Raw genomic sequence first — 15,691 nt, forward strand, 5'->3', positions numbered from 1 at the left:
AATGTCTGAGGATATCTACCTTAAACTAGACGAGAACTATTGTGGCTTATTATTTACGTCAAACATTATTTTTAGCCATCTTAAATTCTCCGGACCCAGCTTAGCTTGCTCGTGCAGATCCTTGTTTTCATAAGCTTCCTTGTAAACATGGCAGATGGCGACTTCTGTGAGTTCTCGCCATCTTTCGTTGGCTAACTCATTAATACTACTTGCTGCAAAATCAGGGCCTGTTAAAGGATCGTATTGCGACTCTGTTGTTCTCAGTGTTAGTTCTAGTTGTTGTAAAATAGGGTTAATCACTTGTAGGGTGTTGGATTGCTCAAATTCTTTTGTTATGTGTGCTTCAGCGGCTTTTATTGATTTATCAAGTTGGTATTGATTTAGCTTTTCACCTGTCGGTCTTAGACCATATTTATTTAATAAGCCACCCACACTGGGCAGTAAAGCTTTAGCAGCAATACCAGCTCCTAGTAAAGGGTTTACAATCGCAGCCAGGCCACCAACCAACAACATACCGTATGTTAGTTTTTTATCTAACGCGTCTATTTGGTTTGCTAATGATTCGAGACTATTTTGTTTGCCATGGTTGTTATCTCTCACCATTTCCTCTGCAGATTTGCGCATATAGTCTTTAAGCATAAATTCTGAGTGTTCATTGGGAAAATGAAAAATGCGTCTTTTGGGTAGGTTATTAATTTCAGGTACGGCATTGGGTAAGCAACGCATAGTGTGTAGAGCAAATTTATACTCTGACAACTCATAAGGTATGACAAAATAGTGTTTTTCGTCATATTGAATATCTTGATATTTATCTGATTTTTCAGCTGAAACAAAGATCGGCAAACCATGCCATTTTTCTTTAACTAGTGTATAGCTCGAGCTTAAATCTGCCGTTGCTTTGTCGCTTGCAGAACGTACTATGTTCATACTTTTTTTGAAAAAATTTTGCATGTGATTACACCTATTGCATTAGCAATTATCGATAACATAGCTAATAACTTTGCAAGCACCATTTTTGCACTTGATAAAATAGCACTCCCATAGCCACAAGCACCGTTTCGTTGGCATTAACGCTAAGAGCTAAAATTTAAGGGCAGAATTAGCGTTTAAAGTGCTTAATATAACATTAACCACCATTTATCCAATTAACGGACACTCAGACTTTTTTATATTTAACAAACTGTTATTCAATATGATTTTTATGGGGAAAGCAGTAAATACCAATTAAAACACCATTAACGTCGATTGATGCAAGTTACTCATTTTTTAACTGATACTCGCAAAGGTTTATGATCTTTATCAGGCGCTTATTAAGCAACGTTTATGGTCAATAGTATCTTTATAATATCTGTAGTAGAAGGGTGTCAATTTTTTTTACAAAAATGGTAGCAAATGATAAAGACAAAATTTTATGTTTATGAAAGTATTATATTTAACTGCTGCGGTGTGTTACTTGCTTGTATTGTTTGAATAATAACTAAAATGTTGGAGAAAGGCATGACTATGAAATATCTAAAATTAACTTTAATCAGTTGTACTTTAGTAATAACTTCATTTGCTAAAGCAGGAATAATTAACGATACGGATGTTACCAATGACGTTATTTTCGGTAGCGGGAACGCGAATGGATTTTTTACTGTTGCACAAGATAACGGTATTGAAATTGGTCTGCGTGGCAAACTGCGACATAATTTAACGGGCTCGCCAGAGAATACTTTTAACAGTAATGGTGATGGTACATATACTTTTGACGCTGGTGTTGCGCCAACCCAAACATCACCAACAGCGGTATGGAGCTATGAATGGTCTATTAACTCAGATTATTTAGAAAGCACAGGTGCTAACTTAAGTGATTATATTTTTGAGCTAAGTATAGATAAAGACCCGACTGCCGGCGTAGACTTTTTTACATTTAACCTTCTTGATGGTTATTTTGACCACGCTATAGGCACTAATGCCACGGGTAATGGCGATGGTAGCGTTGCTGCAAATTTAGCAGACTTTGATAGCCTAATTGACAGTAATAATATCGCTCAAAACTCATGGAAGCCGCATTGGGTCTTAGGCGCTTTTGGTTTTGATCCAACGCTAGATGCCACATATGATATATCTATTGCGGCATGGTCACGTACACAACCGAGCGATCTTTTAGTAAGAAATACAATCCAAATCATAGCTGGCAATGGGGCTACTGCTGTTCCAGAGCCATCAACGTTAGCCATTTTTATGTTGGCTCTGGTTGGTTTAGCTTCCCGTCGCATTAAAAAGCACTAAGTCGTCTAGTTTGTATTAAAAAAGCACTATAAATAGTGCTTTTTTTCTATTCCTGAAGCTTGTTCGAGTACAAGTGACTATTATGATTAAATTATTTCAACACCTGTAATAAATGCTCACCATTTTCAGAGGTAAGCCACACTAGTGTGGCACAGTTGATGATGACGGTGCTCCAAAATATTATCCTAAAACTGCGTTTTTTTGATTTATGCCGAAGTAGTTGCTGGGCAATGGCTCCGCCAGGCCAACCACCAATCAGTGCTAAAAAGTGCAGACTAGCTTCAGATATGCGCCAAGCACCACGTTTAGCTTTTGATTTATCAAGCGCATATATTAAATAAGTGAATACACTCAGAGCTAGGTATGCCAGTGCTAAAGCTTGTGGTATATAGTTCAATAGCAATGCCACCATCAAGAATCCAAGGAAGGCTACTGATAAGTAAATTGAGAATTTATTTATGCGTTTCGTTTGTCGTTTGATCAGCTTTTCACCCAGATAAGTTGCGTTATCAGCACAATAACGTCCTTGTTTGTCTTTTGTTATTGAAAACGTAATGACATCGTTAGCTTTAGGTGTGCGTTGACGGTTCTCGAAGGCAGTTTTATGAATGAAAACATCGTCACCACCACTATTAGGGGTAATAAAACCAAATGCTTTGTCATTATTCCACTTTAGTAAGGTTCCTTTTAAGCGCATAACTTAATCCTGTAATCGCTTTTTAATCATGGCTACTTTACCCTGATACGTTGTACTTTGCAGTGATAAACTAGCTTAAAATTTATTTTTATCAAGTTTTGCTTCATGTAGATTAGCGGATATTGATATATCCATCTCTTGATAATTGACTTACACTCTAACTATCTGACTATACTTGATATTATGCTTATGACTGCTGACCGATTTATTCCTTATCGAAAACAAGACATTGTTGAAATGTGCTTGCGAGAGTTTGATTTTGATGATTCTTCGTCACTGTTTCGACAGTTTTGTGATTTATTATCGAACAGTCTCCATGTTGAATACCATAAAACTGTCGAGCAGTTAAAAAATGATTATGCACCGTTTGATCCAAATGCTGATACTAAACCGTTAACGCCTTTTACTGCTGAGCATAAAGCGCAATGCCAAGCTCGTTTTGCAAATACATTTGCTCGGGTGCTAAATGCTGCTAATTTTGAAAGAATTACCGAACAAGATCTTCAAGATGCGTTAACGGAGGAGTCATTGTTTAAAGTTAGGCTTGAAGTAGAGTTTGATGATTTTGAACAAGTGGTATTTTACCGTCGAGGAGAATCGCAATTAACTGAAACGATTACTTCTGTATTTGGTTTGCGAAAACAAACGATTAATTTTACAAATTATGATCGGGTTGCCGTATTTATTACTTTTAAAGATAAAGCACATTTCGAGAGTAAAAAGAAATCACTGATAGGCTTTGAGCCAGGCTCTACCATAGTGAAACTATTTCAAAATGTACCCAAAGCGGATCTAGAAATGTTATTTCCTAATAGTGAAGTACGGATGCGGCCAATCGATAAGGCGGTTATTGGGGCATCTGCGGTAGTCGGTGGTGCGGTAGTGTTAGTAACTAAGCTTGGCGCTTCATTGGTATTATTAGCAACGCTATTAGCTTTTTGGTTTGGCTGGCGTGCCGAGTCAGTTGAGATGACACAGCAGCATTTTATTTCTCTGGCGATAGGTTTGGGCGTTTTTGGTGGTTTTATTTTTAAAGAGTGGAGTAAATTTAAGAATAGAAAAATTAAATTTATGAAGGCATTATCAGACAATCTGTATTTTAAAAATCTCGACAATAACGCTGGGGTTTTTCACACGCTGATTGATGCAGCAGAAGATGAAGATTTTAAAGAGGCGGTATTAGCTTATAGTTTTTTGCTCAATTGCCCTGAAGGTTGTCGTTCAGCAACGATTGATCAGCAGATAGAGCATTGGTTTAAAAGTCATTATCAATGTCAGCTAGATTTTGAAATATCAGACGCATTAAGTAAGCTTGAGCGAATGCAGTTGGTTACGGTAAAAGACGGTATTTACCATGCTGTTTCATTGGAAAAAGCGAAACAGCAGTTAGTTAGAGGCTGTTAAACTTTCATTTTATAGCACTGTTGACTTGAAAAATTGCTACTTCAGGCGCTTCTAGAAATGGCTTTAAAAATACTCGAGTCACCATCATTTAAAACAACTTAAAATCATTTTAAGTTGTTTATTTTTATATTTTATTGGTTTTTTTGTTGTTGTGGTAATAGTGCCGACTAACATGATAATTGGCACTATTACCATGTTAGTTGTTCGTGATGATTTACATTAACTCCCATATTTCCCAGCTTTCAAAATGATATTTTCTTGCCAGCTCTAATGCGATTGCTTGGTGCTTTTCTGCTAGTTCAGCCTTTTTAATGCCAGCATAGTAAACACTCATTTGCTTATGCCAACCGGGATAGCTTTCGCCCTGATCTTTTACTTGTTGAAGCAACTGCAAGGCTTTAGGAAAGTTTTTCTTTTTGTTAAAGCCGTTGGCAATATGAATAGTTACTAAGGTTAAAGACTCTGGAAACTCGGCAGCAAGCTCGACAAGAATGTCATCAACTTGGTCAATTTGTTTTGACCAAAACAAATATTTGTTAAATTGATAGCCATGTAGCCATTCAAATTGAAAACCTGCCCATTGCTTTTTCTGTGCCTTAAAGTGCGCAAACACTTGTTTATAGTCGCCTAAGGCAAGCATGTCGGTACCGTCAATTGCATAATTGGGCGCTAAAAATTGTAAACCGTCATAAATAGCGGGTAGTGCAGTCGTGAAGTGATTTTCATTCGGGTAATGTTTGTATTGCCAGTTTAATGATTTTGCGGCTGATGCTTCAAAAGTCTGAATAACTTTATCAACACCCATTCCCTCTTCGTTGGCGAGTGAAATAAATACTGGAGCGGTGAGTTTTTTTTCTGTTAGTAAAGGCGTTAATTTACTGGCTAAGCTGTACTCGTCAAACCAAGCGCTAGGGCTCATGGCGAGAAAGGCATTAAATGGCGTGCCTTCTTGCATCATGCTATAGAGGGTAAATAAACCGCCAAGTGAATAACCAGCAAGCGCTTTTTGGCTATTGGTACGGTATTGCTGGTCAATCAAGGGCAATAACTCTTGGCTTAAGTAAGCTTGTAATTTGCTGGCATGGCCGAAAGCATCATCTTTATTATCTGGCCATGTTGTTGTTTTGAGGTAATCATCGCCCCCCTGATTAGCAATACCTACAACTATCATAGGGGGGATTTTACCCATTCGTGCTAAGTTTTTTACGACCGCTGAAACATGTTGAAATTGAAAGTCTGCGTCAATCACAAAAAGGCTCGGGTAGGATCTTTTATTCATGGAATAACGTTCGGGAAGCGAGACCATATAACGTCTTTTTTCAGCAAATATGGTTGAGGAATGTTGTAATTCATAAGCGCTGATAATTGGCCTACCTGATTGCTGTATATTTGTTTCTGCTGCGAAGCTTAGGGTATTGAAACCGGTTACAGCGGTAAGTAGCCATATTATTTTTTTTAGTATCATAATGATATCCGTATGTTTAATCTGTATTTAATGCTGACGAAAGTGTTAACAAAACAGTATCAGTTTGCTGAAGTATTGTCTGTTATTTGTCATGGTTTAGCTTTTACTTTAATCACTAAAGCCACTCAATGTACACTTGAATTTTATTCGTGTAGGGATATTTATATCGTTATGCTATAAAAAATGAAGCCATTAACCCTAACCTTGCGATTTATCAAAGTAAGTTGGTTAGATATATATACAATGTCAGCCTTGATGGTTTAAATCTGTCGTATATATTTTTTAGTAAATAATGGGGAAAAAAATGAAAAATTACTTGCTAGTTTTATCAACATTGTTGTTACTAATCATGGGCTGCAGTAAATCGATTGATGTGCAACTTGATCCAGAATTGACAGTGTTTGTGAGTGCGGGCAGTGACAAAACAATACAGTTAACTAAGCAAGATGCAGCATATAAAATGTTGAGTGAATGGTTAAGAGAAAATAATGCTGGCTGGTTACCAACATCAGGCCGATATGCGGGCGGTATTTACTTAACTTCAGGTAGTTACGGTATTCAAGTGATCGATACTAAGGTTGTGTTGTATTCAAGCATTACCGATAATCCCAGCGCAATTTATGCGCAAGAAATTGAGCGCAGTGATCTGAGAGCATTAAAAGATCTAGCTAAATAAACTCTGGACGGTTGAGCGGACTGTTTATTCAGTTAACCGATAATGCTGATAATCCCTATCTACCCTTAGGTTACTTAAGTGCCTCGCTTGATAAGATGCCTTTATCGTGCAATTGTCGCAAAATTTCTTGGCATTTTTCGCGAAAAGTATCCCGCAATAACCGTACTGCTGGGGTAATTGATTGTCGACTTGGGCAAATGATCCATAGCTCAGTATCGGTGGTTTTATATTCAGGCATTACATTCACTAACTTACCCGTTAGTAGATCAGAGGCTACATCTAAAGCTGATTTAGTCGCTAAACCTTTGCTAGCAACACACCAACGTCTCACCAAGTCGCCATCGTTAGCGGCACGATTGCCATTCATTTTAATTTTAAATTTTTCGCCCTGATGCGAAAATAGCCAAACATTGTGAATTATGTCGCTAAGTTGATAGAACAATCCGTTATGTGTGACTAAATCGTTAGGGTGCGTTGGTGTACCATGTTGATCTAAATAGTGCGGGCTTGCACAAAGCAAGCGTGGAACATTACAAACCTTAAAGCCATACATATTTGAATCGGTAGGAGAGCCATAACGCAGGGCAATATCGACCCCATCTCGATAAAAGTCGATATTACTGTCACTTAGGCTTACCTTTAAGGTGATAGCTTTATGGGTTTGCATAAATGTATCTAACCAAGGCGTAACAATATTACGGCCAAGATCTGATGAAATAGCAATGCGTAGCTCTCCATCAACTATTGATAAATCGTCTTTTACGTTTTGCTTGGCTTGCTCAAGCATCTCTAATGCTTGCTGACAATGTGGAATATAACGCTCTCCTGGCCCACTTAAACGTAAACTACGAGTTGTTCGAATAAATAACTCAACACCCAGCGCTCGCTCGATACGCTTAATGGCAGCACTTGCCGTAGCCATTTGCATATCTAAGCTGGCTGCAGCGGCAGTTATACTACGAAACTCTGCTACTTTTAATACGACATGTAAGTCTTCTATCTGCATATTGTCAAAAAATTATTGATAATGAATCAATTATTATGCTGTTTAATGCTAATTAATCAAGCGCTATTATGTACCCAAGTTAAAAGCGTAAACCATGACACAAACAAGTGAGAAATATAATGAAAGCTATTGGATATAACCAGTCGTTACCTATAAGCAACGTAGATTCTTTAATGGATATTGAATTACCACAACCGGTTGCTACTGGACGTGATTTATTAGTCAGAGTTGCTGCGATAGCTGTAAACCCTGTTGATTATAAAATACGCCTTAAAGGCGCACCTAGCGAAGGCGAATTTAAAGTTTTAGGCTGGGATGCGGTTGGTGAAGTAGTGGCTGTTGGTGAAGATGTTAGTGAATTTTCATTAGGAGATCACGTCTATTATGCTGGTGATATTACTCGCCAAGGTAGCAATGCTGAATATCAATTGGTTGATGAACGCATTGTTGGCAAAAAACCAAAAAGTTTATCTCAAGCTGAAGCGGCTGCATTACCACTAACAGCAATTACGGCATGGGAAATGTTATTCGAACACTTAGCCATTAAACAACAGTCTCCAACGAGCAAAGATAAATCAGCAGATGTTATTTTGGTGGTAGGCGCTGCCGGCGGTGTGGGATCAATTTTCTTACAATTAGCAAAAGCGATCACAGGTGCAACCATCATAGCAACGGCTTCTCGTGAAAGCTCGCAACAATGGGTGAAAAAATTAGGGGCAGATTATGTTGTTGATCACAGTAAAGCCTTGAAGCCACAAATTGATGCGTTAATTGCCAACGAAGGGGTAGGTCAAGTTACTCATGTCGCAAGTTTAAACAGTACAGCGTCATACTTTGACACGTATATAGATTTGCTAGTGCCATTTGGCAAAATAGCTATGATTGATGATCCTGAAACTCCACTCGATATTATGAAACTTAAAATGAAAAGTTTGTCATTTCATATTGAGTTTATGTTTGCACGTTCAATGTTTAATGCTGTTGATATGCAAGAGCAAAGTCACTTATTGAATCGTGTAGCTGAGCTTATTGATCTGGGGTATATCCAAACTACCGTTGGTAAGAACTTAGGGGTAATAAATGCAGAAAATCTTAAAGCTGCGCACCAAGAATTAGAGTCAGGCACGTCGATAGGCAAGCTAGTGTTACAAGGCTTTTAATAGCAGACAGTAAAAATTAACCAAAGGTACTGAATAGTAAGGAAATTATCATGACTCAATTGACTATCGTTGCCAAGATAACCGCACACCCTGAGCAAATTGATTTTGTTAAGGCTGAGTTAGTAAAACTGATTGAAGTAACGCGGGCAGAGGCGGGCTGTATTAATTATGACCTGCATCAGGATATTAATAACCCAGCACACTTTATGCTTTATGAAAATTGGCAAACGCGAGAATTATGGCAAGCACATATGGCCAATCAAGCTTTACAAGATTACGTTAATGCAACACAAGGAGCGGTTGCAGAGTTTACCTTAAGTGAAATGCATCATATTACATAATCTTGTTAAGAGTGGCTTATATAACCGAACTTAGGCGATATAAGCCACTTATTCAGATGTGTTTCTAGTTTGCAGCAGCATCGATATTTACCTCTACAACAACTTACTTTGCCTCGCTAATACAACTTTCTTGGATAATATTACACGCAAGATTTTGTCGCCAACTGCAGTTAGATTAACTCATTTCACTACTATAGTTATGATCTTTATAATCTCTTCAATCAATGTGGGCTGCTGTGGTGGTTCTTTTTTACCACCAGTAGCAAATGCAGATGAACTAATGGCAAGAGTGGCGATGATCAAAGCTAATTTTAATGTTTTCATGGTTATTCCTTAATAATAAAAAGTTAGGTGGATTTAAATCCACACCCCATTATTAAGGAAAAGCACTTAGAGTTATATCATAGACACTATATTTGATTGCTTTTTAAGCAATTGATTGGTTGTTCATTGCTTGAACTCTTTGTTTTAAGCGGAGAATTTATAATTAGATTTGATGATAAAGTTGACAATAAAAAATAATGTTGCAGCAGATAAAATATGCACAGTTTCAGAATAGAAGTTATAAATAAATAAAGGCTTTAATGGTGTTAAGTGGCGTAGTAAATATTCTGCAATCATAATAACAACGACGACAATATTTACCATTGCGAGTGTATATAACTGCATATCTACAGAGGTGTGCTTGAGAGGTTGGGTGACAGTGCTTTTAATAACTGCCAAGCGCTGAAACTTTCTAAATATCGGGATACGAAGAAAGATGAGATGTCTCGTGACCATATTTAGCATCAACATAGCAATATAAGAGTGTATTCTTGGGGCTTTATAATCAGTTAAGCACCAATATATTTCGCTTATTATACAAATGATGACAGTAGGTGAAATAATCCGTCTGATCAATTTATCGTACCAAAATAACTTAATTAGCCAGAGTGATAATAAATAAATTAATGGTTTGATAAAGAGGTAACTACTAGAGAAAAAAACAATTTCTTCCAGCGAGCGTTCAAACAAAAAAATCAAAGCAATACTGATAATATTGGCATTATGAATATTAAAGCAAATTAGACCGAATAAAAAAATAATAAATAAGCGATCATAATATTGTGCATAGCCAAAGGAAAGTAATGCAATCGTTAAAAATAGAACGGCTAAAAGGCTAGTAATACCAGTACCAATATATTGGCGTAATATCATGAATTACATGCCAAAAAATTTCATTACCTGCACTTTAAATGACAACTGACTTGATTCAGATACTGACTTACGGCACGCAAGCCACCAAGCATTAACCACTTCAAGGCTCAGCGAGTCAATGGTTTTAGGGTGTTCATTCTCAATGGCAACAACAGTTTCTCGGCTGATACCGATTTTACTGGCAAGTACTTTTTGTGTAAAACCAGCCTCTTTTCTTAAGCTTTTTAATTCTAATCCGGAAAAATGTGCCATGTGTATTTATCAAAATTGCTACGATTATTTACATTTTAAGAACTTATTATCTACAGGGCAATCAATTAAGGTATTTTTTGTACAATTAATTAGCAAAACTATATTAATTTCAGCCTAAAGGTCGAAACCAAACATAAAGTTATTGCTGACATTATGGTATGCTATTTTTCTGAAAATTTATGTTTTGTTGATACGGAATAACAGCGTGACCTTACTTTTAATTTATTTAACCATTGCTATAGGTGTTTCATTTCTCTGTTCAGTATTAGAAGCGGTTTTATTGTCAATAACCCCGAGTTATGTTGAGCAAATGAAAACCAATAAGCCCAAATCTGCCGCCGTTTTGGTGAAAGTTAAAACACGTTTAGAAGAGTCTTTGTCGAGTATTTTAATTCTTAATACCTTTGCTCATACTATGGGGGCTGCAGGTGTTGGGGCACAGGCACTTGGCATATTCGGAGAAAAATGGGAAACCGCAATTGCAATTTTACTAACTTTAGTTATCTTGTATTTTTCAGAAATTATTCCTAAAACCTTGGGGGCAACATTTTGGCGTAGTTTGGCCATACCTTCTGCCCATGTTATTGCTTGGCTAGTTCGTATCGTTTATCCGCTAGTGTGGTTAGCAACTCGACTTACGCGTTTATTTAAAAAAGATAAAACCAGTGAAATTACCCGAGAAGAAATTATTGCCTTAGCGTCGCTAGGTCATAAAGACGGTAGTTTGTTTTCACAAGAAAACGAATACTTATCTAATATGCTGAATTTACGTGAATTGCGTACCGGTGATGTTTTTACTCCGCGTACCGTTGTTCATATGCTACATCAAGATCTTACGGTGACTGCGGCTTTAAACCATGAACAAACTCGTCAATTCACTCGTATTCCAGTTTACGGTAATACGATTGATGACATTACCGGCAAAGTGATTAAAGGTGATCTATATGAAGCCGAGCGTAATGGCCACGGAGAGAAGCCTATTAGTAATTTTGTTACACCGCTAACGGCTGTATCTGAAAAATTACCAGTTCAACAATTATTAGATATTTTCATTAAAAATCGTATGCATATATACGCGGTTGAAGATGAATATGGACAAACATCTGGTGTTGTTACTTTGGAAGATGCCATTGAAACCTTACTCGGTCGAGAAATTGTTGATGAAAGTGATGCGGTAACTGATATGCAAGCTTTAGCACGTGATAAATATCGTGATAGGTTAAGAGGGCTTAAGCAGCCAAATGATGAGCAAGCTAAATAGTCAGAAAGGGTAAGTGTTAACTAGTTGAACTTGAAAATTTAATTTTTTCTTATTTCAGCTTCATAGTGTGTTACTTAATAATCTGTAAACCGTGTTGGCGGAGTGAGTGAACTAAAACAAAGACTATTACGTAGTAATGGTTATACATTCATCTTTTATTAAGAAAACTAAAATGAAAATAATCACATTAACGCTTGCCCTGTTATTGCTTAGCGGTTGTAGCACGGTATATCCAAATAAAGATATCACGGGTCAGGTATTTCCACAGGTGGTTGGGCAGTCCTTAGAAAAAAATACTGTCACTATTCCTAATGACTTTACTGGTGAAGTTACTTTATTGCTTATTGGATATGTGCAAAATTCACAGTTTGATATTGATCGTTGGTTAATCGCGTTAGATATGACTGAAACCCAAGTTAATGCCTATGAAATACCGACTATTCAAGGCTTATTTCCACAAATGTTTAGTACCGTTATTGATAATGGTATGCGAGCAGGCATCCCTAAAGCCTTATGGAAAGGTGTCGTTACCGTTTATGATGATGGTGAGAAAGTTCAAGCACTTACCGGTAATGAAAATGCTTCTAATGCACGTGTAGTGTTATTAGATGAACAAGGTAAAATTTTGTATTTTTATGATCAAGGTTTTGCTGTTGCAGCATTAAATGAGGTAAGAGCTATTCTAGCAGTGCAATAGTACGGCAGAGTGATTTAAAATAAAGCGAGTATTGAAACATTCATACTCGCTTTTTTATTTGTGCTGACGATGATTAACGCGTTATTTTACCGCTAATTCTAAAATCTCACGACTTTGCGTTAACGTTATCGCTTGGTTCTCACCGAGTTTTAACATGTTATGTGCCTCAAGCTGTGCAATAATTTTATCGATTGCTGCAGTTTTATCATCACCATGTTCGGTTAATTGTGTTGCAACATTTAGGCTATGGTAAAATGCTTCAATTGCTTCAATTGTACGCTCTGCTAGGTCATCACTCGCTGCTAAAGCAAAAACATTTCTGCCTAATTGTTCTAATTTATCTTTTTTAACCGCTAGTTGATTACGTAATAATGATGGTTGAATAATCGCGAGTGAACGCGCATGGTCAACACCATAAAGGGCAGTTAACTCGTGACCAATCATGTGTGTAGCCCAGTCATGCGGCACACCAGCACCAATTAAACCATTCAGAGCTTGGTTTGCCGTCCACATTAAGTTTTCACGCCAATGTAATGTTTCGCGCTGGTCGTATTGTTCAGTAAGTACTAGTAAGTTTTTCAGGAGTGCTTCAGCATAGCCATCTTGCACCATTGCACCTGTGGGTAATGTTAAGTATTGCTCACAAATATGTACCCAAGCATCCACTAAACCATTGATTAACTGGCGTTCAGGCAATGTTTTCATGGCGTCGGCGTCAAGTACCGCAAATTTCGGTTGTACGGCTGGCGCAAAGAACGGGAGTTTATCTTGGGTTGCTGCGCGAGTGATCACCGAACCCGCGTTTGACTCTGAGCCTGTCGCAGGTAAAGTCAGTACTGCACCAATGGCGATAGCTTCAGTAACAGAGTGTTTACCTAGTAAAATATCCCACCCGGCACCATCATAGCAGGCCGCTGCGGCAACATACTTCGCACCATCAATAACTGAACCACCACCAACAGCAAGTATGTAATCAATTTTTTCAGCTTTAGCGATAACCACGGCTTTATCTAACGTTTCCATGGTTGGGTTTGGCTCGACACCTGAAAACTCTAGCCAAGTGTGATTAGCGAGTGCACTTTGTACTTGTTGATAAACACCATTTTTTTTAATAGAGCCGCCACCATAAATAACTAATACTTTGCTAGCACTCGGAATAGCGTCGCTAACACTGGCAATTTTACCTTGACCAAAATGAATTTGAGTTGGATTAACGTATGAAAATTCCATGGAACACCTTATTTAATATTTAGCTAATGAAAAAGTACAGTGACTTTTGATATGTTGCATATTAATGTATTTTTCATGACTTAAATAGCCAGATTTATCGATAATCATTGCCTATTTGTGTAAAATGTTATTTTTAAATAGCAAGCACAAGGAAAATTATGCAAGCGTTAGCACCATTAATGCAATCCTTCAGTCAATTTAAGTCATTACAAGGCTTGAATGGCATGTATAAAACGGTTATTCCTGGCGTAAAATTTTATCGTGCTGACACCAGTAGTGCTCGTGAGCCTTTACTTTATCAGTCTGGCATAATTATTTTGGGGCAGGGAAGAAAAAATATTTATATTGCAGATAGTTGTGTGCAATATGGCTCAGGTGATTATTTAGTGTTGGGTGTGCCTATGGCGCTAGAGTGTGAAGCTTTTGCTGAGGAATCTTTGCCTATTATGGGCTTGGCAATTGATGTCGATTCTCATACTTTGCATAAGCTTGTTGGTCAAATTGATGAGCAGGGGAAAACCATTTGTGGCACTAGCCAACATGATAAAAATGCTCTTGACTTTGGTGTTAAATCAAACAGTGTTTGCGAAGACTTTAATAATACTGTGATACGTTTGTTGAAGGTTTTACATAACGATATGGAAGCGGCAATTTTAGGCCCTGCTATCGTGGAAGAAATTGTTTATCGTACGCTTGTCGGAGAAAATGGTCATATTTTGTTTGATTTAGCACGTCATGATGGTCATTACGCAAGAATTGCCCGTATTCTTGATACTTTGCACAAAGAATATGCAGAGGTGATATCTGTTGAGCATCTCGCAAATAAAGCCCATATGAGTGTTTCCGGCTTCCACCGAGCATTTCGGCAGGTTACGAATGAAACCCCATTACAGTATTTAAAAAAAATTCGCTTAAATAAAGCGAAAGATCTGATTGTCACCGATGGCAAGCAAGCCACGGAAGCAGCTGCTTTAGTTGGGTATACCAGTCCATCGCAATTTAGCCGAGAATTTAAACGCCATTTTAATGCTACTCCTAAACGAATAAATATGGATGCATAAGCACTTTATTGAGGTAGGTCAGGTTTATTTGTGAAATATCGTTAATATGACTTTAGTTACTTGCTCGACCTGAATACTCAATGGTAAAACTGTGCATAGATTTTATAGGGTGGCGTTAGCAAGCTCAGCTTAAGGTGGTAGTAGTGATAAAATTATTGAAATTAAGTAGTCTTTTACTCGTAACATTATTGCTGCAAGCACCAGTAAAAGCACAAGAGCAAATAACTGAAAAGCCAAGTAGAAGCGTAACCGTTCAGGTTGATATTAAGCAAAGCTTAATGCCAGATGATGCTGAGCAATGGGTGCTTTATGTTTACGCGTCAAAGCCCGGTGAGCGCATGCCATTAGCAAACTTTAAAGGCAAGTTGTCGCAATTACCGAGTGAAATCGTACTCCATCAAAGTATGTATTTGTTACCCCATTTAACCCTACAGCAAGCTGAAAACGTTGTTATTGTGGCAAAAGCTACTAAGAGTAAAAATCCACATCAAAAAAGTGCTGACGATGTTATCGGCTACTCAGTGCCAGTAAGCTTTACTAGCGGCCCGCATCAATTTATAAGTATGAGTATCGATCAGCATGACAAAACGGTGAAAAAATAATTACTTATAGGTTAATGTTACTCGATCCATTTTGGCAACAAAGCCTTGCTGTGAAGGTATAAAGGTCACTCTTTGTGTTTTAGCTACAGCATTATTAAGAATAATTTCAACGTCACCTTCCATGATAGTTTTCCCTTTTTGGAAGGAGGCATGAGTAGATTTTGTCGATAAATTACCGTTACTAAAAGCTATTCTGACATCGCCAGTGTAAGTATGGCGTTTACTGTCTTGTGATATTACTTGAGATTGGGCGGTGATTGCCATTTCATTTGCTGAAGTAGTACCTGATAGAGCACTAGAAACTACTATGGCTGATAGCGCTAATTGTGTAAATAATTTCATCTTGATTCTCCCATCTAGATTCATTA

At 37.6% G+C, this 15,691-nt stretch carries 18 protein-coding genes; 9 read left to right on the top strand and 9 right to left on the bottom strand.

Features of this window, described 5'->3' with window-relative positions:
• Window positions 1–36 precede the first annotated feature (36 nt).
• Complete coding sequence (locus B0169_RS19585) at window positions 37–951, bottom strand: hypothetical protein (RefSeq protein ID WP_235838629.1); 915 nt, start codon at window positions 949–951, stop codon at window positions 37–39.
• 552 nt (window positions 952–1,503) lie between these two features.
• Between B0169_RS19585 and B0169_RS19590 the strand changes: the two genes are divergently transcribed.
• Window positions 1,504–2,274 carry a PEP-CTERM sorting domain-containing protein gene (locus tag B0169_RS19590; RefSeq protein WP_235838630.1) on the top strand — a complete coding sequence of 257 codons (771 nt, stop codon included), beginning with the start codon at window positions 1,504–1,506 and terminating at the stop codon, window positions 2,272–2,274.
• Between the two features lie 91 nt (window positions 2,275–2,365).
• Here B0169_RS19590 and B0169_RS17855 read toward each other — a convergent pair whose 3' ends face one another.
• Window positions 2,366–2,971, bottom strand: coding sequence for a DUF1294 domain-containing protein (locus tag B0169_RS17855; protein ID WP_077288271.1), 606 nt, complete (start codon window positions 2,969–2,971; stop codon window positions 2,366–2,368).
• 189 nt (window positions 2,972–3,160) lie between these two features.
• Between B0169_RS17855 and B0169_RS17860 the strand changes: the two genes are divergently transcribed.
• On the top strand, window positions 3,161–4,375 hold the full coding sequence (locus tag B0169_RS17860; RefSeq protein WP_077288312.1) for a TMEM143 family protein: 1,215 nt from the start codon (window positions 3,161–3,163) through the stop codon (window positions 4,373–4,375).
• Between the two features lie 214 nt (window positions 4,376–4,589).
• Here the strand turns inward: B0169_RS17860 and B0169_RS17865 are convergent, their stop codons facing one another.
• Window positions 4,590–5,840, bottom strand: a complete 1,251-nt coding sequence (locus B0169_RS17865; protein WP_077288272.1) for an alpha/beta hydrolase — start codon at window positions 5,838–5,840, stop codon at window positions 4,590–4,592.
• Between the two features lie 304 nt (window positions 5,841–6,144).
• On the opposite strand from B0169_RS17865, the gene B0169_RS17870 reads away from it, so the two are divergent.
• Entirely contained in the window at window positions 6,145–6,516 is a 372-nt protein-coding gene (locus B0169_RS17870) for a hypothetical protein (RefSeq protein ID WP_077288273.1), read from the top strand.
• Between the two features lie 70 nt (window positions 6,517–6,586).
• Here B0169_RS17870 and B0169_RS17875 read toward each other — a convergent pair whose 3' ends face one another.
• A complete protein-coding gene (locus tag B0169_RS17875; protein WP_077288274.1) occupies window positions 6,587–7,522 on the bottom strand; it encodes a LysR family transcriptional regulator in 936 nt (311 codons plus the stop codon).
• Between the two features lie 119 nt (window positions 7,523–7,641).
• Between B0169_RS17875 and B0169_RS17880 the strand changes: the two genes are divergently transcribed.
• Window positions 7,642–8,682: a zinc-binding alcohol dehydrogenase family protein gene (locus tag B0169_RS17880; RefSeq protein ID WP_077288275.1), complete on the top strand. Its 1,041-nt coding sequence runs from the start codon at window positions 7,642–7,644 to the stop codon at window positions 8,680–8,682.
• Window positions 8,683–8,732: 50 nt separating this feature from the next.
• Window positions 8,733–9,023 carry a putative quinol monooxygenase gene (locus B0169_RS17885; protein ID WP_077288276.1) on the top strand — a complete coding sequence of 97 codons (291 nt, stop codon included), beginning with the start codon at window positions 8,733–8,735 and terminating at the stop codon, window positions 9,021–9,023.
• A gap of 180 nt (window positions 9,024–9,203) precedes the next feature.
• On the opposite strand, the gene B0169_RS19315 is transcribed toward B0169_RS17885, so the two are convergent.
• The 3 genes from B0169_RS19315 to B0169_RS17895 form a co-directional block, all read right to left on the bottom strand.
• Window positions 9,204–9,347 (bottom strand): hypothetical protein, encoded by a 144-nt coding sequence (locus B0169_RS19315; RefSeq protein ID WP_158077126.1) that lies wholly within the window; start codon window positions 9,345–9,347, stop codon window positions 9,204–9,206.
• Between the two features lie 144 nt (window positions 9,348–9,491).
• Window positions 9,492–10,220, bottom strand: a complete 729-nt coding sequence (locus tag B0169_RS17890; protein ID WP_077288277.1) for a hypothetical protein — start codon at window positions 10,218–10,220, stop codon at window positions 9,492–9,494.
• 3 nt (window positions 10,221–10,223) lie between these two features.
• Window positions 10,224–10,472 carry a helix-turn-helix transcriptional regulator gene (locus B0169_RS17895; protein ID WP_077288278.1) on the bottom strand — a complete coding sequence of 83 codons (249 nt, stop codon included), beginning with the start codon at window positions 10,470–10,472 and terminating at the stop codon, window positions 10,224–10,226.
• 205 nt (window positions 10,473–10,677) lie between these two features.
• On the opposite strand from B0169_RS17895, the gene B0169_RS17900 reads away from it, so the two are divergent.
• Both B0169_RS17900 and B0169_RS17905 read left to right on the top strand, forming a co-directional pair.
• Window positions 10,678–11,733 (top strand): CNNM domain-containing protein, encoded by a 1,056-nt coding sequence (locus B0169_RS17900; RefSeq protein ID WP_077288279.1) that lies wholly within the window; start codon window positions 10,678–10,680, stop codon window positions 11,731–11,733.
• 172 nt (window positions 11,734–11,905) lie between these two features.
• Window positions 11,906–12,430, top strand: a complete 525-nt coding sequence (locus B0169_RS17905; protein ID WP_077288280.1) for a hypothetical protein — start codon at window positions 11,906–11,908, stop codon at window positions 12,428–12,430.
• Window positions 12,431–12,511: 81 nt separating this feature from the next.
• Here the strand turns inward: B0169_RS17905 and B0169_RS17910 are convergent, their stop codons facing one another.
• The gene (locus tag B0169_RS17910) at window positions 12,512–13,660 is read right to left on the bottom strand and encodes an iron-containing alcohol dehydrogenase (RefSeq protein WP_077288281.1); all 1,149 of its coding nucleotides are present in this window, start codon (window positions 13,658–13,660) and stop codon (window positions 12,512–12,514) included.
• 158 nt (window positions 13,661–13,818) lie between these two features.
• Here B0169_RS17910 and B0169_RS17915 point away from each other — a divergent pair, with 158 nt between their 5' ends.
• Window positions 13,819–14,721 carry an AraC family transcriptional regulator gene (locus tag B0169_RS17915; protein ID WP_077288282.1) on the top strand — a complete coding sequence of 301 codons (903 nt, stop codon included), beginning with the start codon at window positions 13,819–13,821 and terminating at the stop codon, window positions 14,719–14,721.
• Window positions 14,722–14,864: 143 nt separating this feature from the next.
• The gene (locus B0169_RS17920; protein ID WP_077288283.1) at window positions 14,865–15,323 is read left to right on the top strand and encodes a c-type cytochrome biogenesis protein CcmI/CycH; all 459 of its coding nucleotides are present in this window, start codon (window positions 14,865–14,867) and stop codon (window positions 15,321–15,323) included.
• On the opposite strand, the gene B0169_RS17925 is transcribed toward B0169_RS17920, so the two are convergent.
• A complete protein-coding gene (locus B0169_RS17925) occupies window positions 15,324–15,665 on the bottom strand; it encodes a hypothetical protein (RefSeq protein ID WP_077288284.1) in 342 nt (113 codons plus the stop codon).
• Window positions 15,666–15,691: the final 26 nt, after the last annotated feature.

The organism is Cognaticolwellia aestuarii, assembly GCF_002000025.1.
Lineage (GTDB): Bacteria > Pseudomonadota > Gammaproteobacteria > Enterobacterales > Alteromonadaceae > Cognaticolwellia > Cognaticolwellia aestuarii.

Bases quoted from the DNA above. Each gene is read 5' to 3' on its own strand.
- B0169_RS19585 (WP_235838629.1), bottom strand. From the start codon at position 951: ATGCAAAATTTTTTCAAAAAAAGTATGAACATAGTACGTTCTGCAAGC.
- B0169_RS19590 (WP_235838630.1), top strand. From the start codon at position 1,504: ATGAAATATCTAAAATTAACTTTAATCAGTTGTACTTTAGTAATAACT.
- B0169_RS17855 (WP_077288271.1), bottom strand. From the start codon at position 2,971: ATGCGCTTAAAAGGAACCTTACTAAAGTGGAATAATGACAAAGCATTT.
- B0169_RS17860 (WP_077288312.1), top strand. From the start codon at position 3,161: ATGACTGCTGACCGATTTATTCCTTATCGAAAACAAGACATTGTTGAA.
- B0169_RS17865 (WP_077288272.1), bottom strand. From the start codon at position 5,840: ATGATACTAAAAAAAATAATATGGCTACTTACCGCTGTAACCGGTTTC.
- B0169_RS17870 (WP_077288273.1), top strand. From the start codon at position 6,145: ATGAAAAATTACTTGCTAGTTTTATCAACATTGTTGTTACTAATCATG.
- B0169_RS17875 (WP_077288274.1), bottom strand. From the start codon at position 7,522: ATGCAGATAGAAGACTTACATGTCGTATTAAAAGTAGCAGAGTTTCGT.
- B0169_RS17880 (WP_077288275.1), top strand. From the start codon at position 7,642: ATGAAAGCTATTGGATATAACCAGTCGTTACCTATAAGCAACGTAGAT.
- B0169_RS17885 (WP_077288276.1), top strand. From the start codon at position 8,733: ATGACTCAATTGACTATCGTTGCCAAGATAACCGCACACCCTGAGCAA.
- B0169_RS19315 (WP_158077126.1), bottom strand. From the start codon at position 9,347: ATGAAAACATTAAAATTAGCTTTGATCATCGCCACTCTTGCCATTAGT.
- B0169_RS17890 (WP_077288277.1), bottom strand. From the start codon at position 10,220: ATGATATTACGCCAATATATTGGTACTGGTATTACTAGCCTTTTAGCC.
- B0169_RS17895 (WP_077288278.1), bottom strand. From the start codon at position 10,472: ATGGCACATTTTTCCGGATTAGAATTAAAAAGCTTAAGAAAAGAGGCT.
- B0169_RS17905 (WP_077288280.1), top strand. From the start codon at position 11,906: ATGAAAATAATCACATTAACGCTTGCCCTGTTATTGCTTAGCGGTTGT.
- B0169_RS17910 (WP_077288281.1), bottom strand. From the start codon at position 13,660: ATGGAATTTTCATACGTTAATCCAACTCAAATTCATTTTGGTCAAGGT.
- B0169_RS17915 (WP_077288282.1), top strand. From the start codon at position 13,819: ATGCAAGCGTTAGCACCATTAATGCAATCCTTCAGTCAATTTAAGTCA.
- B0169_RS17925 (WP_077288284.1), bottom strand. From the start codon at position 15,665: ATGAAATTATTTACACAATTAGCGCTATCAGCCATAGTAGTTTCTAGT.